The sequence below is a fragment of the Teredinibacter waterburyi genome (assembly GCF_001922985.1).
Taxonomy (GTDB): Bacteria; Pseudomonadota; Gammaproteobacteria; order Pseudomonadales; family Cellvibrionaceae; genus Teredinibacter; species Teredinibacter waterburyi.
The window spans coordinates 11,676-32,762 of record NZ_MRUH01000103.1 but is presented as its reverse complement, the minus strand read 5'-3'; the positions used below and the strand labels follow the sequence as shown (position 1 = coordinate 32,762).

Here is a 21,087-nt window from a genome sequence, read left to right as displayed (position 1 = left end):
CGACTCATATCCAGCTAACCTAAAGTGTTGGCCTATATCGCACGATAATCTCGCAGCCTATACTGCACGTATACAGTTACCAATAGAACAAAGGAATCGCGAGACAACCATCATGCCGCTTACCATTTTTTTTGACAGCCAATGCCCACTCTGCGTGGACGAAATGCGTAGACTGAAGCAACGTGACCATAAACAAGACATACACCTAGTAGACCTATACGACGTAGCCGCGTTAGAGCACTACCCCAACATCGACGCACAACACGCCAGCCGAATACTTCATGCTATAACCGATGACGGGACACTGCTACTGGGCTTAGATGTAACACATAAAGCATGGCAACTTGTCGGCCTAGGCTATTTAACCGCCCCATTACGCTGGCCCCTGATAAAACCGATTGCGGATTACTGCTACCTAGGCTTTGCCAAACACCGCTACACAATATCTCGCTGGCTAACCGGAAAAACTCGCTGCGAAAGGTGCCGTTTACCTTAACCAAGTAAGTTTAGCCTTTATGGCTTTAGATAAATGTCCACGCCAAAATTCTCGTGCGTTTATTCCCTTGCTTCATTTCGATTTCGCGCAGATCAATTGCACCAAGCTTGCGGATTAGTTTTTTAGCCGGCTTCACATTGTCAGCCTTCGAAACAAGGCTTGTAAACCAGCGGCATTGAGCGGAATAAACACAACTTTCTTTTATCAACTTTTTAAGGAACATTCGTTCACCACCGTTACACCAAAGCTCGGCCTCTATACCTCCGAAATTTAGGGTCGCAGTTGTAGGTATAGTATTTCGACTTTCTCCGCTATTGGTCCGGCTGATTGTTTCTTCGCCGCGATTACGTGCAAGGTTGCTTAACTTAATCAGGCTCCCCTTGGTTGCTTCAGATTCAGATGCGTGAAAAGGCGGATTGCATACGCTGACATCAAAGAACTCGTCCGGGCGAATAATCCCGTCAAAAATATGGTTTTTATCCGACTGTAAGCGCAGCTCGAACCCACCTTTCAGTTTAGCGTTACGGCTGATAATCGAGGCTACGCTCTCAAGCGACTGCGTATTAATATCACTGCCAACACAATGCCAACCATATATCTGGCTAGCCAACAGCGGGTATATTCCGTTTGCACCCGTTCCGATATCGAGCAATGTTATTTTTTTCGGTTGAGTGCTGATGAGACTGGAAGATGGTAGGTTGCGGGAAGGTTCGTCAACACCCAGCAATTCCGCTATATAATGTATGTAGTCAGCTCTACCGGGAATGGGCGGACAAAGCGCGCCTTCTGGAATATCCCAATCGATAATGTCGTAATAGTGTTCTAATAGTGCGGTGTTTAAGGCTTTTACTGCCAGCGGATCCGCGAATTCGACCGACAGGTTTCCGTGAGTGTTCGCTTTTACGTATTCGGCCAGTGGCGGGTAACTTTTTGCCAGAGCTGGTAGATCATAGCCCTGCCTATGTAGGTTTCGCTGGTGTAGACCTTTGCGATTTAGATTGGTTTGGTTCTTGTTATTTCGGTAGAGCATGCTCACAGTAATTTGCCCACGGCATTGAACCCAACAATAGATTAGGTATTGGTTTAGTAGGTGATTATAATCCTAATATACGAATGCGGCATACCTAACAAGCTGCTGCACTTTAAACATCTACTTACGGCACCCAAAAAACTCTAATCTATCAGGCGCCTTAGCTAGGTAGGTATGCAAAGATATGAAATGTAAATTTGAACAACAGCTTACCGACGCAGACCACAAGAGCCTTTTTGGATGGGCTGAGCGAGTGTTCCCTGCTGAGGGAGCCAAATATAGCTGGGTAGAGCCAACAAATAGAATTGTGACTAGGGACTCCGGAATAGCCATCGCTCACCTCGGGTTTTCGCGTTTCAATCTGGAAATAAACAGTAAGAGCGTCTCAACGATTGGCGTAGGCGGTGTAGTCGTTCGCCCCGAATATCAAGGCAAGAAAATCCCATATACAATGTTTTCAAAACTGCATAGCTCTGATTTTCTTTCGCCACAAAGTAGGTTTAGCTCGCTATTTTGCCCACTGCGACTAGCCCCATACTACGCGAAACATGGCTACGACATCTTCAATGGTAGCGTTAGATTCCTTCAAAACAACGGCCACGTAGAGGCTAAAGAATTTGTATTTATGTTACGCGGTATCAGAGAGCTCTCTGGAGACATAATTATCCACTCTAAACCGTGGTAAACTCTAACAGCCTCGTAAAATCAGAAGACCACACAGCAAAGTAATAAACAGAGAGTTTTTATGATCAGGCCGATCGCCTTTATACTTTTTTACCTTCTTCTAATGACAAGCGCCATTGCTGCTCGCGGCGATGAAATATTTAACCAGCAACGATACGTCCACCCGCCTTGCTTCCACTTAAAAGATATATTGGATACAAAAATTTACCATGCCGGCGGACAGTGTGAAACATACGGAATGGAGCTTATAGAACTCAACACAGTCGAAGAAGCTAAATCGCCCTCTATTCGCTATAAAGACTAGACCGTTATTTCACCCACCCTAGAGTATAAAGATCAAACACCTAAAACGCTCTCGACGACGAGATTTCATAAGCATGGATGAGGCAGCGTTAACACACGTCAAAAGCAGAAAGAATATTTGATGAACTTAGAAGAAAAAAATGAATATTGGTCGGATAATTTCGTAAGCATGGATTTTTCCGGCCAAGAAATAATATCGAAAGAGTTCGACGGCTGTACATTTCAGAAATGTGATTTTAGTGAAGCGAGCTTTAAAAGGTGTAATTTTGTTGATTGCGATTTCAGCAACTGCAATCTGAGCAATGCAAAACTGGAATACAGCAAGTTTTCTGATGTATGCTTTAAAAACTCGAAATTACTGGGTATAAACTGGACCAGAGTGGCATGGCCAAGCTTGATGTTTAGTTCGCCTATTAAGTTTTACAACTCAATACTCAGCGATTGTTCTTTTTATGGCCTCGTTCTGCAAGAGTTAGTGCTTGAGGAATGCAAGGCCCATAATACTGATTTTCGCGAAGGTGATTTTAGCAACGCGAATTTTACACACACGGACTTAGCGGGCAGCCTCTTTGCCAACACCAATTTAACGGGTGCGGACTTTTCTGAAGCCACCGACTACGATATTGACATCTACATAAACAAGATTAAGAAGGCCAAGTTTAGCCGCTTTGAAGCGATTCGACTCCTTTATAGCCTTGAGATTGAACTAGTCGATTAGTTATTCCTCTTTCGCCTAGTATTATTCCGCATATCACAAACGCAAACTGACTAGACTCGACTGTGTTACAATAGCTATCAGCCACGCAATGATCATAGTCTATTCGTTGATTGGCTAAGGCTGCTATATATCAGCTAATTTTATCTCACACATCAAATTTCTCTCCAACGCTCTGCGTTTTTACATTCACTCCGAAAGTTATCACGCAATGAGTGCATGCAATCTGCTGCTATCTTTCGTGTGGTGCACCAGCTTTGTCTCCCACTCATTTCAGCAGAGCGTCCTTTGCTAACTATCTGCAGCGCTTGAGTTATACAGCGCATAAAAAAACAGGCCTATTGGCGAAAGTGATAATTCGTTCATGCAGTCCCACTTATTGAATTTTTTCATAACTAGGAAACGGCACATGAAGACATCACGCGTAGGAGTCATTGGGACTTCTAGAAAAGAAGACGAACGACGCTTCCCTATCCATCCCGAGCACTTATCTCGAATTCCGGAAGCGCTTCGCCAACAACTTATATTCGAAGAAGGTTATGGCTTACCATTTGGTATTACAGATGCGCAGATCACGTCTCTGTCTGGTGGCGTTGCGACGCGACACGAACTATTGGCAGATATTGGCACCGTAATTATTGCCAAGCCCGTATTGGCTGATCTACAGGATCTTCGCGAAGGAGGAACCCTATGGGGTTATGTGCATTGCGTACAGCAGCAGGATATAACCCAAGCAGCACTCGATCGTAAACAGACACTCATCGCCTTTGAGGACATGTTTATTTGGTCACCCAGCGGTCAGGTTGGACGCCATACCTTTTACAAAAACAATGAAATGGCAGGCTACTGCGCGGTAATACATGCGCTGCAACTTAAAGGTATTGACGGTCATTACGGTAATCAACGTAAAACAATTATTTTCGGTTTCGGCGCAGTAAGCCGTGGTGCAATATACGCACTTAAGGCTCACGGGTTTAGAGACATCACCATCTGTATTCAACGTCCCGAGCATGAAGTGCGTGAAGAAGTACTCGATTGTAACTACGTTCGAATTCGCGCCGGTGATCATAGCGAGGCTCGCATGATGGTGGTGGAACACGACGGTTCTTCACGGCCGTTGAATGACCTGATTAGCGAATCCGATATTATCGTAAACGGAACCTTTCAAGACACTGCCTGCCCTACGGATTTTATTATCGAAGCGGAAAAGGCAAGTCTAAAGCACAATAGTCTAATTATTGATGTGAGTTGCGATGAGGGCATGGGCTTCTTTTTCGCTAAACCTACAACGTTTAAGAAGCCAATGTTTAAGTACGAAACCATTGATTACTACGCGGTAGATCACACCCCTAGCTATTTATGGGAAAGTGCAACGCGATCAATTTCAGCTGCACTTATTGTCTATTTACCCGCTGTACTCGCCGGTCGTAAGAGTTGGTTTGAAAATGAGACTATTCGGCGCGCAATCAATATTGATTGTGGTGTTATAAAAAGCCCCGCTATTCTTGCATTCCAAAATCGTGAAGATGAATACCCACACGCTCTTATAGAGCCCGATAAAAGTATTGCCCCTAAGAATGCGGCCTAATAACTAACCCCTGCCAGCGCTTCATCGGTATGCGCTGGCAACACATGCCTATTCAAGAGCACTCTTAACCAACTTCCCGGTAATATTTAGTATTATATATTTCAACATTTATATGCTATAAAAAAACGCTCTCTACTCCACACATTCAAATACAAAGCTAACACCTTCAATTCGTTAGGTTAATAACTTATAGTGTCAAGGTCGAAGTTGTGACAAAAAAAGATCTCAAACAAAGCTCTTCGCCATTTCCGAAATTCAGTTGAAACTAATGACACCACGAAAAATACATAAGATAGCGGGATTGATACTCGTTTTACCCTTTATCGGTTGGATTATAACCGGGCTTATATTCCTAACTAAGCCAGGCTACGACGGCGCCTACCAACAAATAGCCCCTAAGGTTTACCCAATTGAACAGGGCTTCACTGTTAACACGCAACCGGGTTGGTTGGAGCTTAATATTAAACGTACGATTCTTGGCTATCACTTACTTGTGAAACAGGGCAGTGAAACTCATCACCTAAATGCCCAAAATTTAGCTATATTTCCCCAACCCAGCGAAAGCGATATCATCTTATTGTTAGAGGACGCCATAGCAATAAATAGAGAACGCTACGGTATTATTAGCCCAAATAATACTGAGCGGCATAGTCAAGGACTTAACAGCACATACGTAACCACCACAGGCGTGGAACTTACACTAGACTGGAATACCCTCAGTATTCGTCAGCGCGGGTTAGACACCAAGATCATAAATACCCTGTACAAAATACACTACCTACAATGGCTCGGCCAACGGCAGATCAATTTAGCACTTGGTGTGTTGGGATTGCTTGGCCTTACACTACTGGTATATTACGGTGTGGTAATTGTAGTAAAAGGTAACAAACATAGGCGTGTCTAGATAGGAATCTACTGGCGGTTTGTTAACAACGCCTAGCATTCACTATGCAGCTAAACAATGGAGCAATAGAAGTAATGGGACAACAATTTTCAGAACTTTCAGATAAACACATTAAGTTTATCGGTAAGCAAAAATTATTTTTTGTGGGCACCGCAACGGCAGATAGCAAAGTTAACGTTTCACCAAAAGGTATGAACTCTTTCAAGGTTATCAATAACAACACCATCGCCTGGCTTAATGTTACCGGTAGCGGAAACGAAACCGCAGCCCACGTTCAAGTACAGCCCAGAATGACCATTATGTTCGCTGCCTTTGAGGGCAAGCCAATGATCTTGCGGCTTTACGGTAGCGCTAGCGTCGTTCACTACAATAGCGATAGCTGGGATGAGTTATATCAACTTTTCCCACCGCTTCCCGGCGCTCGGCAGATTTTCACGCTGTCTATCGAGCTAGTGCAAACGTCCTGCGGTATGTCTGTGCCCTTTTTTGACTATGTGTCTGAACGCGAGCAACTAAGTGATTGGGCGAACAACAAAGGTGAGGACGGAATTAAGGCGTATTGGAAAGAGAAAAATCAGAGTAGTCTAGATGGTATTGCCACCAACATTCTCGAAAAGACTAACAGCTAATTCATTTATGAATATAAGACCTATTACTAACCAAACAAAAAAAGACCAGCCACAATCGAGGCTGGTCTTTTTTATTTGTTCTCTCTAAGAAACTAAAGCGTTGCGCGGCTAGCGCCGTACAACGCTGTTGCTTAGATTAAAGTGTACCGTCTAGTGTCCAACCTGCCCACCAAGCGTCTGCAGCGGCAGTGCCCGGCTTAACCGCACCAACATAGTCAGTTTGGTCAAAGCTGAAGTCTGAACCGTTATCCATCGCCGTAATGGTCGCGGCTGAATCCAACATGGCTTCCGAACCTTCTAAGGCATAAGCCGCATCGAAACTAACCGCAGTCGTATCTGGACCAGCATTCGTTACGCTGTCCGCTGCACGCTTCTGGTAGTAACCGCTAGAACAATCGCCAAGTACGTTATTCAACGTTACCGATGAAAGCTCCATATCTGTACCCGCGCCAGAGCCGTCAATGTCGGCGTCATCGATACGAATACAACCCTTATCAAAACCTTCAACAACCGTGTTGTGAACCGCAACCGTTAATGCACCGCGTAAACGCATGCCCGGCTGCTGACCTTCTTCGGAGTCGGCGTTGTTATTTACGGGGCCACCAATAACTGTAATGTTAGCTAATACCGCGTTGGTTTGTGGAACGTAATCAGCGTCGCTTGAGTTGGCTTCAATTCCGCGCGGATCGTTTTTACCCGTAGGGGTATCTTTAGTTTGATTTTTAACGATCAAGGCGTACTGAATGTTACCCATGTAACCTTCATCGAAGTCGATATCGTCATCATCGTTACTGGTTAATACAGCGTACTTAACATTAACCGTGCCACCAAACCACTCGATACCGTCGTCGCGGTTGCCGTGAATTTGAATATATTCAACTTCAGTTCCGTGGCCAACGCCTTGGAAGGTAAGACCGTTCACTTCGTTATCGGCACTTGCAACCAAACCGGCTTCAGCGATACGTACAAACTTCAGTACTCCGCTATCGTCAGCTTTATCGTTACCGCCATAAACACCGATGTCGTCGCCGCCTTCGCCGTCTACGTTACAGGTAGTGCCGTCGCCATAACAGGCACCGGTGTTACCTTTTCCATATTGTGGAGCAAGGCCCTGAACAACAATGCCGCCCCACTCGCCTTCACCTTCATAACCTTCATCAAGCGAAGCAAAAGTAATTGGCGCGTAGGACTTACCCTCGGCCATGATTTTTGAACCGCGAGTGATGATTAGCTTAGAGCTTTCGAAACCCAAAACTTCAACGCCAGGGCGAACCGTCAAAGTAACGCCTGCTGCGCGTAAAGCGGCAACGTCGTCATCATTATTCAGTGTTGTGGTATTACCGTTACCAACAGCAATAGTACCGCTCAAGCGCCACTCAACACCGTTAACTAAGGTGTAGTCAGTCGTGATGTTTCCGTTAATCGTACACACATCGCCGTCACAGCTTACAAAGTCTGCAGCCGCTGGGGTTTCAGTTTCGGCTTCAGTAAGCGTACCAGGAAGCGTCCAACCAGCCCACCATGCGTCTGCTGCGTCAGTACCCGGCGCAACCGCACCAACATAGTCGGTAGAGTCGAAAGTAAAGCTAGAGCTACCCACCGCCGTTACAGCAACAACGCTATCTAGCTGAGCAGAAGCTTCGTTAATGGCGTAAGCCGCATCAAACGTTACAGTGGTCGCTGTTGCATTGTTTTCCGCATCCGCTGCACGCTTCTGATAGTAACCACCTTCACAGTCACCTAACACATTGGTGAGAGTTACGTTTGAGTTTTCCATCTCGGTGCCAGCACCAGAACCGTCAATGTCCGAATCGTCAATACGGATACAGGCTTTATCAAAACCTTCGACAACACTGTTTACGATATTCACGGTTAACGATCCGCGCAAACGCATACCTGGCTGCTCGCCTTCGCTAGAGTCTGGAGCGTTATTTACTGAGCCACCAATAACGGTAATGTTTGATAAAACCGCATTCGTTTGTGGTACGTAATCCGCATCGCTTGAGTTGGCTTCGATTCCGCGCGGATCGTTTTTGCCTGTGGGCGCTGCTTTAGTTTGGTTCTTAACAACTAACGCATATTGGATGTTACCAACGTAGCCTTCGTCAAAATCGATATCGTCATCATCGTTGTTAGTAAGAACAACGTGCTTAACATTTACCGTTCCACCAAACCATTCTATGCCATCATCTTGGTTGCCGTGTACCTGCACATATTCAACCACGGTGTCGGAACCAACACCCTGAAGCGTTAGACCATTTACTTCGTTGTCGGCGCTGGCAATCAAACCACCTTCAGCAATACGAACGTAGCGAATAGTACCGCTGTTATCGTCAACAATATTACCGCCGTAAACGCCGATATCATCACCGCCTTCACCATCTACGTTACAGGTAGTGCCATCTCCAAAACATGCACCGGTATTGCCTTTACCATATTGCGGCGCAAAACCTTGCACAACAACACCGCCCCACTCACCTTCGCCGTCATAGTTATCATCTAACGAGCTAAAGGTAATTGGTAAAGCGGCCGTACCGTCGGCGTCAAGTTTTGAACCGCGCGTTACAATAAATTTCGCACTTTCAAACGCTTTAACGTGAACACCAGGCTCAATCGTCAAGGTAACACCAGCGTCTTGAACGGCCATTACGTCAGCATCTGACGCAACAGTCGTTACGTTGCCAGAACCTACGGTAACAGTGCCGCTAATACGCCAGTCTTTACTGCTACTGTAATCCAAGGTGTAATCTTCGTTGATATTACCGCTAATAACATAAACATCAGCTGCACTGCCGGTGCCATCGGTACAGGTTACGAAGCTAGGCAAGCCATCGTTACAAGAAACGGTAGGCGTGGGAGTTGGTGTTGCGGTTGGAGTGGTGTCGTCGTCATTACTACTGCCACCGCAGGCCGACAAAAGTACGCTAGCGCTCGCTAGAGCAATTGCATATTTAAATATTTTCATAGCTTATGTTTCCGCTAATGGTTGAAAAGTTATTACCCATCACTGGGATTCCATGTGACCAGAACGTTTTTAACTGTTCGATTATTTTTTCTGGCCAACTCGATTTGTTGTTGCCCGCAAAAAACGCATGCATCGGTTCACAGCCCAACGTTTTATCACGTAATTGTTACGTTTTTATTAACTGAAAAATAAATGTGGATTTTAGTGACCGATATAGACCCCTATACGAATATAGATTTCTGCGGTCAATTATTTTAAGAGCCGGAGTATTAGAGCGCGGGGGAAACGAGTTAAAACAACTAGAAATGGCGACAACCCGTGCGGTTGCCGCCTTATTTTTGTGGTTATTTTTATTCAAATTATACTTGTCGAAATTTTCCGGCAGGCTAACAACTTTATAACGCTAAAAAGCAACAATAACGTAAAATCAGAAAGAGTGGGTATAACCTACACTTAGTGATCGGCCTTCTTTATAACTCTCGCTTATTGTTCCGTTTTGCTCATATTCAACGCTAGCATCTAAAATGTTGCTTAGCTTTACACTAATACTAGATTCACTCTCTAGCGTCCACTTGTAGTTAAAATCTAGACTCGTGCGGCCCAACTCCATTTCATTACTGACACCAGCACCACGGCCAACCGCATCAATTTTATCGTCGAAGTGATTTAGCAAAAGAGTAAACTCTTGGCCACTATTTAAATGGTCGGCAGCAAGCTGGAAGTTAACTAAGAAAGGAGATTGCCCTTGTAGCTCACGCCCTTCCGCGTCGGTGCCTTCTAGTCGTAGACTTTGACTGTCCAGCGATACTTTAGAATCGATTAACGATAGGTTAAAGCCAAGGTCAACACTCCAACTCGCGCTGTCGACTAGCTGCTTACTAAAGTCTAATTCAATACCACTTATATCTGCACTGGCGGCGTTGCGGAACTCATAACCATTAGAGGCCGAACCAGAAGCATCAGGCAAGGTTTTTTCGATGGGGTTATCGATTGTTTTCGAAAACCATGCAAGCGACGCATTGCCACCATTTTCAAAGTAGTACTCAAGACGTAAATCTAAGTTGTCAATTGTCGCGACCACCAGATCGGGGTTGCCGAAAATTCGCTTATCCGTATCTGGATCAGACATACTCGAACTGGAGCGCTCGATCACTCCCGGACGTGAAACGGTTTGACTGTAACTAGAACGCAACTTCCAAGAATCATTAAAGTCGTAGGCGAGCGTCAAGCTTGGTAGTAAATCGCCGCCGTCTAGTTCGTTAAAGTTATTTACGCTATTTTCGTAGGGGTAATTTAAAGTTTGCGTATTATCTTCTTGGCGCGCACCCAAGACTAAAGTTAGCTTGTCGGCAATTAAGGTTTCTGTGGTTAGGTAAAATGCGGTGGTTTCAATATCCGCCGTAAAGCTATCAGTGTTGGCGGTTGTTTTTCGCAATTGAAAATTTTTGTCGGCGAGGTTCTGTTGCGATAATTGGGTTTCCACATCGGCATGGGTATCATCAAACCCAGGGCCTCGACCGTAGTTAAAGCTAAAACGACCCGAATTCCAAACGCGGTCGCGCTTGTTATAGAGCGCACCAACCTTCAATTCGGTGGTAATATTTTCAGTCAGATCAAAATCAACTTTATAGTCCACACCAAAATCAGTTCCATCTTCAGTTAACGCCGAGTAACGACGCTCCGCTGACGAGGGTAAAAATACACCGCCCGAATAATACCAAGAACGACGATCGGGCTCGTCCATAGTGGTTTTAGACGCACCCATACGCCAGGAAAATTCAGAAGCTTCGAACAACGGATGACTGCCCGAAAACTGCTGTGCAAAAAATTCACGCTCGTTCCAGCGCAGCATAGCCTCTTTGTAGGCAACGCCGTCTTGATAGTTATAGCCGTCAACCACTCGTGTGGTATCGTCGGCTTGGCGTAGAAAGATTGTTTTACTCAACCAAGATCCATCGTGATTATCGTCTAAACCAACAACAAAGTAGGCGTTCAGTTTTGAAGATTTAACACTGCGTTCGTAAGTACCTTCACGCTGAGAATCGTTAAAGCTCGCATCGATACGCGATTTGGTTGAGTTACCCAAACCTACTGCGCCGTACACACCAACCTCTCCAAAGCTGTTATCAAAGCTATTGCCCAAGGCATAACCGAGACTAAAGTCTGGCGAGGCGGATTCCATCGAGGTGTTATAAACAACCGGAAACTGCTGCGCCAAGCGTGCATTTTCGTCATAGCTAATATCGCAGCCAGACACATCGCAGGTATTCACTGCCGCGGTAGCCGTACCTTGGTAGGGCGTAAAGGTAGTTGCGACTTCGCCGGGAATTTCACGATCGCCATTATCATAGGTCAGCCAGTCCGTACCGCTTCCCTCATAGCCAACTATATCGCTACCCGTAATGTCAAAGTTATAGCCAAGACCTAAGGATAATTTATTGCTGTATTCGGTTGGCGCATCTTTGGTATTCATGGCAATGGTGCCACCAGTGCTATCTCCGGGCAGATCGGCGCTATAGCTTTTACTGATTTCTATATTACCCAAAATATTTGCTGGAAATAAATCCAGCTGCACATCGCGACGCAGCGGATCGGTCGTGGGCATTAAATTATTATTTAAGGTGCTGGAAATATAACGACCATCTAGACCGCGAACCACGGCGTATTTACCATCGTTAACCGACACGCCGGCAATACGTTTTAGTGCTCCGGCAACATTACTATCACCAAACCGTGACAACTGCTCCGCATCTACCGCATCGATTATTGAACCAGACAAACGTTCCATATCCACGGCTGAGTTCATTGCCTGAAAGCGACCGACAATAAACATTTCTTCTACACCATTATGTGCGGCCATAGGGGTAACAACGGCAGGATTGGCATCCGGTGCAGATGCATAGTCGTCGGTCGCGCTTGGTCTAAGCGTTACATTGGCATAAAGCCCACTATTGGCGACTATACGAATATTATCCTGTGCAAATGATTCAAAGTTTGGATGGGTAACAACTAGGTTGTAAGTACCACGCGGCGCCTCGATGCGGAAGATACCATCGGCATCAGTTAGCGCAGCGAGTTCGGTACCCAGTAGCTCTACGGTCGCACCAGCGACACCGGAACCATTAATAAAGGAAATGGCCGAGCCCTGAAGTATACCGGTCGCAGTGACAGGGTCGCCGTTACGATATTTTTCAATTTTCACTTTTGGGGTTGCTAGGTTTTCAGAAAAACTTATCGCAATTTCTGCATTTTCGCCGTCCGCTAGATCATAGTCGTATTGGCTTAATAGAATGTCTTCACGAAACAACAATAAACTGTGAGAACCACTCTCTACAGCTAATGCAAGCGAGCCATCCTCGGCGGTAACACCAGTCAATTCGGCATCAACACTTACATTCAACCCCTGAACCGGACGACCATCAAGAAATACGCTTACAAACGTTTCCTCTGCTAGTGCATAGTGAGCTGAACTTAGAATTAGCGTGAGCAATAGCGAACTCACTTGCGAATGGTATTTCATGTACACAAACCTCAATAAGACGGTAAAAAGACTTCCGAGGTTAAAAGGTTTTACGCTTTAGTTTTTATTAGGCCTAAAACCTATAAAAACTCATCCCCGAAAAGTAGTTGCCGCATTCTCGGGCTCTCTGGTTACAGTTATATGACAAAGTCATTGTTACAAATTAATTTCTATTATTCGTTCGGTTTTATGTCTTTTTTGTTTCAAAACTATTTCATATTTGTTTCAGCTATATTTCACCACAACACCTAACTCAGTAATTAGTGTCACATAACCTTCGTAATGTGGTAACACAATGACGGCAAGATTACGCTCGCAGTTGACCGACGGAACGGCTCCAACAGTCGCAACAATCTAGCTAGGTGTATTTATGCTTACACCACAGAATAAAGACGCAGGATGCGGAGGGATAATAAAATTGATAATACGGTAAGCTTGGACGCGGCATTAACACACAGAACCCTACGTGCAACGCGTGGGGTATTTTTTTATTGTATTACTATTTCTCCGCTAACTTTTTTCAACCACAAAATATCTTTTACCACTATGTGCCTCCCTGCGCAGTTACTCAACATAGGACAGCTAACAGCAACAACTGTCATATAAATGCAACACTCTATCGGTACCTTGCCGCGCTTCGCTCTCTATAGCTAGATTAATAAGAGGTTATCCATGTTGAACTCCCGCTTTGTGTTTTTGCGGAATTTAAGCCTTCAAAACGTCCTAACCCTACGCCTCATCACTAAACGCCAAATATCAACTACAAATATATACACACGCTGTTTCTTGTACATTATTACGGCCACGCTTTTAGTCTTGTCCGGTGCCGCCAACTCCACAGAAAATAAGTTAGATAATAATATTCAGCTAATTGGCTTTTCTAGCGATACCGAAGGCCTACTATTTACGCTACAAGGTTCCAACACCATCGGAGCGCGGCTTGCCCCCGCATGGGCTGCAGCCTATTTAGAAGCAAAGGGTTGTGATTATGTGGACATTAGGCCACTCGAAAATGATAACGAAGTCCGGGTTACCGGTAAGCGTGGTTATTTATCTGTATACATTGACATTCACGCACACGGTTCCAGCACTGGATTCAAAGGGCTATATTCAAAAACGGCAGACATTGCATTAGCGTCTCGCAGTATTAAACCTGCTGAAAAACTGCAGTTAGAAAATTACGGTGACATGTCTAGCTTTAATGCGGAGCATGTTGTTGCCATCGATGGCTTAGCGGTAGTAGTTAATCCGAGCAATCCCGTCTCACAATTATCGGTTGAGCAAGTCGCACAAATATTCTCTGGCGAGATCCGGAATTGGCGAGAATTGGGCGGTTTAAATCATGCCATTAACATCTATGCACGCGACGAAAATTCTGGCACATGGGATACTTTTTCCAGTTTGGTTTTAGGTAAAAACCACAAATTAAGCCCCAGTTCGGAACGGTTTGAGTCGAACGATCTGCTATCGGATACGGTTGCTCGCGATATTGCCGGCATTGGGTTTGTTGGCCTCGCGTCGGTACGCCGTTCTAAAGCGTTGGCGATTCAGGAACAAAACTCAACCCCCCTGTCACCCGAACCACTTTACGTCGCTACGGAAGATTACGCGCTCGCCCGTAGGCTATATATGTATACACCGGCTTACGGTAACAAGCCCGAGATTGAAGAATTTATTGCTTTCGCACACAGTGTTGCCGGCCAAAAAATTGTTGAGAATATTGGTTTTATTTCACAAAACCCTATAAGTCTGACTGTCGACGCTGTTGACTCCCCAAGAATATATTCTGCACTCACCCAGCATGGGAAACGTCTTTCCGTTAACTTTCGATTTCTTCCTGGCGACGCCAATTTAGACAATAAAGCAAAGCAAGATATACAGAGAGTCGTTGACTATCTAAATAAGAATAAAGACGACACTGTTCAAATTCAGTTGGTTGGTTTTAGCAAACTAAAAGCCACCGAATCACGCGCAAAGGTTATTTCGAAATTACGTACCGCCGCAGTAAAAGCGGAGCTGTTCCGCCAAGGCGTTGTAACCGACGCTATTATTGGCCTGGGTGCAGACTTGCCGGTCGCCGCAAATGAAGGCCGAAGCGCACTCAAGAACGAACGTGTAGAAATCTGGCTGTTCGATAAAAAACACAAACACCTTCTAAAAGAGCCAAGTAACGCCGACCGAATTAACAGGTTATTATCTGAAGCATATTAATCCTACTAAATTATTCACACTAAAAACTGGAAATAATTGCGACACTTTTCATTCCGCGCGCGCTGGTAGTCTTTACCACAAAAGGTAAATTCTACCGGCGGAGTTGGATTTATGTCGTTACGCCCCGTCTGAATGGCGCACGAATCTACAGCCTAGAGCGCTTAACGCTGGTACCATTCAGCGCAGCCCTCGCCGCAAGCCGCTCATTTTTAGGCTACCGTAGCTTAGGCCGGCCTTTAATCGAACTCCGCACTTTCTTGTCGCTGTTAGCGTGTTCATAAAACCAATAATAATTAATGTTTTCTACGACTCATTTTCGAGCAGTCATTTCAATAAAAATATTTCGAACTCACAGTCCGCCAGCAAACTATCAAGTGAACAATAAAGAGGAAATACTCATGTTATTCCATCGCTATCGACATATATTTGCGCCGGTATTTGCGCTATTAATTTTTGTATTCAGCCATGTTAGTCACGCTTATGTGTGCGTTGGCGTGCCCGTATTCAGCTACGGCAATGCTAGTGTAGGTAACATCTACCAAAATAACGGCAGCGCGTATAAGTGCATCCAGAGCTGGTGCGGCTGGGCAACCCCAGGCCAAGACAGTTGGGCCAGCGACTCTTGGGAAGCACTTGGCGAATGTACCCCCGAAAATTTCAACCGCCCGCCAACCGTTACAATAGACTCCCCCGTTAACGACATTGAACCCAATACAGAAGTAACCTTTACGGCTTCCGCCGCCGACGAAGACGGAAATCTTGCAAGCTATTCGCTTACGATTTATCAAGTGACAATGGACGGTTTTCAAGTGCCTATGGTGCTCGACTCAGGCGAGTCCGACGGCGTATTTTCGGCTGCGATGCAAGGCTACTGGAGTACCGACCTCAGTACCGGTTATGCGGTTGTAGCGCGCGCTACGGACAGCGCGGGACAATGGACGGAAGTCTCAGAGACCTTTAAGGTAAGAGTAAACGAGCCCGAAATAACAACGCTGACGGTTACCCACCCCGATGAAGTTGTAGTAAATCAACAGTTTGCTATTACACTTGTTACACAATCTGGCCAAGGTACATGGCCAACGGTCACCGTAACGGCGCCAAGCGGTGCAAACCTAACGAGTGCTAGCGGCTCTAGTACGAGTTCTTCTAGCTCCACCTCTACTTCAACCTCCAGCGGTTCAGGTTCGGGGCCAACCGCAACTCGCATCTCATTCTACAGCGCCAGCGAACTGGGCCAACATCGTGTAGATGTAAACTGGGACTATGCACCCGAGCTAAATCAAACTAGCTTCTTCGAGGCGGTAGCGGCAAGCGGTCCCGGCAGTGAAGTGAGTGTTACGATTGAGGGTGCGCCTTTCTACCAGTACGAAAACACCAGCGTTGCGATTAGCGCTAGCCATTCCGATACCGGCGAGAAGCCGACTTTCACCCTGCAACACAACGACTCGGGAGCGATTGTTTTCGATTTCAACCCAAACAATACCTTCTCGCCATTTGCCGCCGGTAATACAAGCGCTAGCAGCTCGGGCTCCCCCACGACTGGGTACAATCATCGATACATGACCGATAGGTATAGCTTTAGCCGCATTGGTGAGCACACATTAAGCGTTAGCTACCCCGCCCCCTATAGCGACACTGCGCAAACCACTTTCGAAGTGCTCGCCAGTAACGACGACAGCGATAGCTGCACCGCCGCAGGAGTTGATATATCCGCGGTATACGCCTACCCTAACTTCCCTAATTTAGACTGGAAGGGCGACCCGTTTAACGCTAATACCGGCGACCTTATGAGCGACAGCGGCAGTGTTTACCGCGCAAATTGGTGGACGCAAACTGTACCGGGTTCCGATGGTTCATGGACCTACATGTGTGACCTTTAAGTTATGCCATTAAGGATTTTTCTTAATAGCTAACCAATAAAAAAACGGGGCCGAAAGGCTCCGTTTTTTTATACTAAAACTTAATCGCTTTTGATATCGGTTAACGAAAAATACAGTTTTCAAACCCGCCATAAAAATCGATACTAAACAACTTCGACCGCCACAGATTTAAACGCTGGTGTTTTACTTTCGCTATCAAGATTCTTCGGTATAAGCACGTTCGCCTCAGGGTAATACACCATAATATTGCCCCTGCGCACATCAAAGGGCCGCACTTTTAAATCGCGCATCTCACCCGTGTCAGTACGAATTGTTACCTTAGCGTTTTCTGCATAACCGCAAATAGCCATATCCTGCGGGTGCATTAGCACCACCCAGCGATCGGTTTGGCCGCGGTAATGGTCTTCTTCATGGTAGATAATGGAATTAAACTGGCCTTCACTGCGCACGCTGGTCAGCATAAATTCATGATTGCCATCGTGATTTCGCCACACCCCCGAAAACGGACGTGGCGGCAAAGGATGATATTTAAATAACGCCAGCCCCGTAGCTGTGGCAAATTTTGGTTGATGCAAGGTGCGACCTTCGATGTAAAATTCATCGTTGGATTCGTCGATCTGCTGAATTTTTGTAAAGCCCGGTACCACATCGCCAATCCATTCGCGAATTTTTTCATGGCTGCGAAACACGCTAAAATCACACAGCGTTTTAGCAATAACCTGTTCGCCAATTGTCTGAATAATATCCACTTCGCTACGTAACTGCGGCAAACGGTTAATACCACCATCACTTTTGCGCACAAAATTAAACATCGATTCCTGGGTGGTCGCCTGCTGCTCTTCGTCGCGTGCGCGTACTGGCAGAATTAACACTTCGCCATCGACGGCGTGTACATGGCCAATATTTAAGGTGGAGTTAATATAGGCCTTAAATCCAATTTTATTAAGTGCGGCAATCGCGTAGTCGCGATCAGGGTTAGACGCTAATAAATTCCCACCAAGCAATACTGCTACATCCATATCACCGCGCGCTGAAGCTTCTATACAGGCCATAGTATCCAAGCCAGCGACTGTCGGCAGTGCAGCACCTATTTTCTTTTCTAGATTCTGTTCTACACCTTTTTTCAACTCGGGTGTAAACCCCATCGAACCTACGCCCTGAATATTGCTGTGGCCGCGCAGTGGCAACAAACCCGTACCGGGACGGCCAACCATGCCGCGCAGCAATGCCAACGCCACTAGGGTTTCAATATTGGCAACGCCGTGGGTGTGATGGGTAAGCCCCATACTCCAAGAAAAGATTACTTTTTCACCGTTAGAATAAAGTTCGGCAACCTCTTCTATTTGTTCGCGAAACAAACCAGAGCTTTGTTCAACTTTCTCCCAAGCGAGTTCGTCAATCTCTTTGGCGAACACCTCAAAGCCTTCGGTGTGCTGCTGAATAAAGTCGGCATTTTCAAGATTCTTTGCTAGCAAACATTTCGCCATACCTTGCATCAAAGCAATATCCCCCCCCAAATGCGGCTGCAAATAATGGCTGGCGATTTCTTCTCCGCCTTTTAGCATAGAGCGCCAATCGCTGGGGGACGCAAACTTAACCATGCCCGGTTCGCGTGCGGGATTAACCACCACCACTTTGCCGCCGCGACGTCGGCATTTCATAAGGGCTTTTAAGTAGCGCGGATGATTTGACGCGGGGTTAGCGCCAAATACAAAAATCACATCGGCTTTATCAAGATCATCATATTGAACCGTGGCAGTGCCAGTGCCGAGTGTTGCGGTTAAACCGACACCGGAAGCTTGGTGGCAATAGAAGGAACAATTGTTAACATTGTTAGTACCGTACAAGCGGGCAAAGGTTTGCAACAAGAATGCAGCCTCGTTAGAGCTGCGACCCGAGGCGTAGAAAAAACTTCGCTGCGGCGCTGTGGCTTGCAGGCGCTCGCTGCAGATACGTAAGGCTTCGTCGTAACTAATGGCGCTATAGTGACTAGCACCGGGTTTTTTGTAGACGGGAGTGGTGAGGCGACCAAGCGCTTCTAATTCCTGAGCCGACATTGCACGCATTTCGGCAATAGATTTTTCAAAAAAGAAATTCGGTGCAATTGCACCACGCATATCGCTTAAATGCGCCTGCACATTTTTGTTACAGATTTCGATGCCGCGCCGCGTTTCGTTATGCAAGCCACCGTTTTGACCGCCAGTTCCAAACGCACAGGCTTTGCAGGTATTTTTTGAGGTAAGGGTACGCAGTAAGTTGCCATAGCCCATTTGCCCAGCGTAACGCCAAACCGTAGCAATCGCCTTCCAGCCACCCCCAACAATCGCTTTGGGTTCTTTTTTTTTGCGCGTGCTGTGGGCATTGGACATAACTCGGCTAACCTCTTTGTTTTCGCGGGTATGGTTTAACGGCTGTAGAGCTGATGTACACGGCGTAACATCGGTCGCTACGGCGCCGTATAACGTAAAAAGTTAAACGACCTGCAACTGAATATGAAAGGTTGTACCAACATCAACATCAGAAGTTACTGCCATATGGCCGTTGTGATGCTCGGTAACCACGAAGTATGGGTAGGACAAGCGCTGTGAACCCAAACCCTGTGCTTCGCCATTTTCATTCAGAAAGAATGGCTCAAAAATATCCTGCTGTTCTTCGCTAGTTAAGCCCAAACCATTGTGATGTATTTTCACCCAAATAGAATCGTAGAAGCGATCGATATTGATTTTTACCACCGGGGTAAAACCTTCTCGCTTACAGCTACCTAACGCAAAGCAGGCATGACGAAAAATACCCAGAAAGACTTGCTGCAACTCAGCTACCTGACACGGAATTTTCACTAAATCGTCTTGATAGTTACGCTCGATTTTGATGTTTTTAAACTGCAGGCCCGTTGGCGTAATTAAAATTTTATTAGCCAACTCCAAGGTGTGGTCAATAACCTCAGACAGATCTGCCTGCTGTAGTGCGGCACCTTGATGGCTGGAAAACTCCAGTAGATTACTGACGATAGCCAAGGCTTGCTTGCTACTGTCGGTTGCCAGCACAAGTTCGTCATATAGACCTCGCATTGAGTCCGGAATCTCGTCTGCCTGATCGACCGAGCTATGAATGGCGTTTAGGTGTTTTACTATCGCGTGCAACGGCGTTCCCACATCTTGGGCCATAGTTGCCGCCAACTCCCCCATAGACGCCATTTTGTCGAGTTCGATCAAACGGTTTTCGGCTTTTACACGCTTGGTCACATCGTCTAGCAAAATAACAATACCGGTCTCACGATTGCCCTGTAGCGCGTAAAGTGTGATGTCAAAATAATACTGGCTACGCTGGCTGTGCTTGATGGTCAGGGTCTTTTTGGTGTCCATCACTTCTTGAACCTGCTCCTGGGTAAGCGTAATCGTCGGATAAGCCTCCCACAAATTTTTGCCTAGAACCTGAGCCCAGTTAGCACCGGTAATTTTCTCGGCCCAGCTGTTCCATTGGGTAATTTCTAAGTCCTCGTTGAGGCCAACCAACATCAGCGGCATTGAGTCGAGAATACTCTTGATGTAGGCCTCAGAGCCTTTTAGGCGGGCGGTTGTGTCGAGGTGCTCCGCCACTTCGGCTTCGAGCTTTTCGTTGGCGCAAGCGAGTGTGGTAGTGCGTTCGGCAACACGATCTTCCAGCGATTTACGAATATCGTTCAGTTCACGGTTGGCACGGCGTGCAGCCTGATGCCGAACCAGCATAATTACCACGGTAATAGACAATAGCAGGATGAGTACAGCGCTGGAGAAGTTGGCGACATACTGCCATTTAGTCCCGCCGGACTCGTTTTTAAAATAATCGAGAAAGCCCGCCTGAACTGAGCCAGACAGAAGTAATAAAACAACGGCAATGTGGTTTTTCATCATGTTTTGATTAGCGACTTATATAGTAGTGATTAGCAAGATGGCTGGTGGTGATAAGCAAACGCAAGTATGAACAAGTTGGCGGCTTTAGGCTAGGTACGACAGCAGTATACGCATAACGGTTGCAACAAGGTTGCTTTAGGATAAGCCGAAAGCTCTACTCAGAAGCTCACTAAACAAAACCACCAACAGCGCGAACAATGGTAGAGATAAATAAAAACAATTTCACTGGCAGGCCGTAAATGAGTAAACCCTAAACAATGGTATTCAGCATG

At 46.1% G+C, this 21,087-nt stretch carries 14 protein-coding genes; 9 read left to right on the top strand and 5 right to left on the bottom strand.

The window, feature by feature from the left end:
• Positions 1-112 precede the first annotated feature (112 nt).
• The gene (locus IDZ20_RS07100) at positions 113-496 is read left to right on the top strand and encodes a thiol-disulfide oxidoreductase DCC family protein (RefSeq protein WP_223144926.1); all 384 of its coding nucleotides are present in this window, start codon (positions 113-115) and stop codon (positions 494-496) included.
• A gap of 25 nt (positions 497-521) precedes the next feature.
• Here IDZ20_RS07100 and rlmF read toward each other — a convergent pair whose 3' ends face one another.
• The gene (gene rlmF, locus IDZ20_RS07095; protein ID WP_223144929.1) at positions 522-1,526 is read right to left on the bottom strand and encodes a 23S rRNA (adenine(1618)-N(6))-methyltransferase RlmF; all 1,005 of its coding nucleotides are present in this window, start codon (positions 1,524-1,526) and stop codon (positions 522-524) included.
• A gap of 184 nt (positions 1,527-1,710) precedes the next feature.
• Between rlmF and IDZ20_RS16490 the strand changes: the two genes are divergently transcribed.
• From IDZ20_RS16490 to IDZ20_RS07065, 6 genes are all read left to right on the top strand, one after another.
• Positions 1,711-2,211: a GNAT family N-acetyltransferase gene (locus tag IDZ20_RS16490; protein WP_188150728.1), complete on the top strand. Its 501-nt coding sequence runs from the start codon at positions 1,711-1,713 to the stop codon at positions 2,209-2,211.
• Positions 2,212-2,271: 60 nt separating this feature from the next.
• Positions 2,272-2,514: a hypothetical protein gene (locus IDZ20_RS07085; protein WP_188150727.1), complete on the top strand. Its 243-nt coding sequence runs from the start codon at positions 2,272-2,274 to the stop codon at positions 2,512-2,514.
• A gap of 120 nt (positions 2,515-2,634) precedes the next feature.
• Positions 2,635-3,231: a pentapeptide repeat-containing protein gene (locus tag IDZ20_RS07080; RefSeq protein WP_188150726.1), complete on the top strand. Its 597-nt coding sequence runs from the start codon at positions 2,635-2,637 to the stop codon at positions 3,229-3,231.
• 406 nt (positions 3,232-3,637) lie between these two features.
• Complete coding sequence (locus tag IDZ20_RS07075) at positions 3,638-4,816, top strand: N(5)-(carboxyethyl)ornithine synthase (RefSeq protein ID WP_188150725.1); 1,179 nt, start codon at positions 3,638-3,640, stop codon at positions 4,814-4,816.
• A gap of 268 nt (positions 4,817-5,084) precedes the next feature.
• Positions 5,085-5,720 (top strand): hypothetical protein, encoded by a 636-nt coding sequence (locus IDZ20_RS07070; RefSeq protein ID WP_188150724.1) that lies wholly within the window; start codon positions 5,085-5,087, stop codon positions 5,718-5,720.
• A 74-nt stretch (positions 5,721-5,794) separates the two neighbouring features.
• A complete protein-coding gene (locus tag IDZ20_RS07065; RefSeq protein WP_188150723.1) occupies positions 5,795-6,349 on the top strand; it encodes a pyridoxamine 5'-phosphate oxidase family protein in 555 nt (184 codons plus the stop codon).
• 136 nt (positions 6,350-6,485) lie between these two features.
• Here IDZ20_RS07065 and IDZ20_RS07060 read toward each other — a convergent pair whose 3' ends face one another.
• Together IDZ20_RS07060 and IDZ20_RS07055 are read right to left on the bottom strand one after the other, a co-directional pair.
• Positions 6,486-9,314 carry a hypothetical protein gene (locus IDZ20_RS07060; RefSeq protein ID WP_188150722.1) on the bottom strand — a complete coding sequence of 943 codons (2,829 nt, stop codon included), beginning with the start codon at positions 9,312-9,314 and terminating at the stop codon, positions 6,486-6,488.
• A 427-nt stretch (positions 9,315-9,741) separates the two neighbouring features.
• Positions 9,742-12,834, bottom strand: a complete 3,093-nt coding sequence (locus IDZ20_RS07055) for a TonB-dependent receptor (protein WP_188150721.1) — start codon at positions 12,832-12,834, stop codon at positions 9,742-9,744.
• 786 nt (positions 12,835-13,620) lie between these two features.
• On the opposite strand from IDZ20_RS07055, the gene IDZ20_RS07050 reads away from it, so the two are divergent.
• Positions 13,621-15,045, top strand: coding sequence for a substrate-binding domain-containing protein (locus IDZ20_RS07050; protein WP_188150720.1), 1,425 nt, complete (start codon positions 13,621-13,623; stop codon positions 15,043-15,045).
• 398 nt (positions 15,046-15,443) lie between these two features.
• Entirely contained in the window at positions 15,444-16,925 is a 1,482-nt protein-coding gene (locus IDZ20_RS07045; RefSeq protein ID WP_223144925.1) for a cellulose-binding domain-containing protein, read from the top strand.
• A 143-nt stretch (positions 16,926-17,068) separates the two neighbouring features.
• Here IDZ20_RS07045 and IDZ20_RS07040 read toward each other — a convergent pair whose 3' ends face one another.
• Both IDZ20_RS07040 and IDZ20_RS07035 read right to left on the bottom strand, forming a co-directional pair.
• Positions 17,069-19,294 carry an FdhF/YdeP family oxidoreductase gene (locus tag IDZ20_RS07040; protein WP_188150718.1) on the bottom strand — a complete coding sequence of 742 codons (2,226 nt, stop codon included), beginning with the start codon at positions 19,292-19,294 and terminating at the stop codon, positions 17,069-17,071.
• Positions 19,295-19,396: 102 nt separating this feature from the next.
• Complete coding sequence (locus IDZ20_RS07035) at positions 19,397-20,815, bottom strand: two-component system sensor histidine kinase NtrB (RefSeq protein WP_245792181.1); 1,419 nt, start codon at positions 20,813-20,815, stop codon at positions 19,397-19,399.
• Positions 20,816-21,087 lie beyond the last annotated feature (272 nt).

Coding starts and splice junctions, on each gene's coding strand:
- IDZ20_RS07100 (WP_223144926.1), top strand. CDS start 113: ATGCCGCTTACCATTTTTTTTGACAGCCAATGCCCACTCTGCGTGGAC.
- rlmF (WP_223144929.1), bottom strand. CDS start 1,526: ATGCTCTACCGAAATAACAAGAACCAAACCAATCTAAATCGCAAAGGT.
- IDZ20_RS16490 (WP_188150728.1), top strand. CDS start 1,711: ATGAAATGTAAATTTGAACAACAGCTTACCGACGCAGACCACAAGAGC.
- IDZ20_RS07085 (WP_188150727.1), top strand. CDS start 2,272: ATGATCAGGCCGATCGCCTTTATACTTTTTTACCTTCTTCTAATGACA.
- IDZ20_RS07080 (WP_188150726.1), top strand. CDS start 2,635: ATGAACTTAGAAGAAAAAAATGAATATTGGTCGGATAATTTCGTAAGC.
- IDZ20_RS07075 (WP_188150725.1), top strand. CDS start 3,638: ATGAAGACATCACGCGTAGGAGTCATTGGGACTTCTAGAAAAGAAGAC.
- IDZ20_RS07070 (WP_188150724.1), top strand. CDS start 5,085: ATGACACCACGAAAAATACATAAGATAGCGGGATTGATACTCGTTTTA.
- IDZ20_RS07065 (WP_188150723.1), top strand. CDS start 5,795: ATGGGACAACAATTTTCAGAACTTTCAGATAAACACATTAAGTTTATC.
- IDZ20_RS07060 (WP_188150722.1), bottom strand. CDS start 9,314: ATGAAAATATTTAAATATGCAATTGCTCTAGCGAGCGCTAGCGTACTT.
- IDZ20_RS07055 (WP_188150721.1), bottom strand. CDS start 12,834: ATGAAATACCATTCGCAAGTGAGTTCGCTATTGCTCACGCTAATTCTA.
- IDZ20_RS07045 (WP_223144925.1), top strand. CDS start 15,444: ATGTTATTCCATCGCTATCGACATATATTTGCGCCGGTATTTGCGCTA.
- IDZ20_RS07040 (WP_188150718.1), bottom strand. CDS start 19,294: ATGTCCAATGCCCACAGCACGCGCAAAAAAAAAGAACCCAAAGCGATT.
- IDZ20_RS07035 (WP_245792181.1), bottom strand. CDS start 20,815: ATGATGAAAAACCACATTGCCGTTGTTTTATTACTTCTGTCTGGCTCA.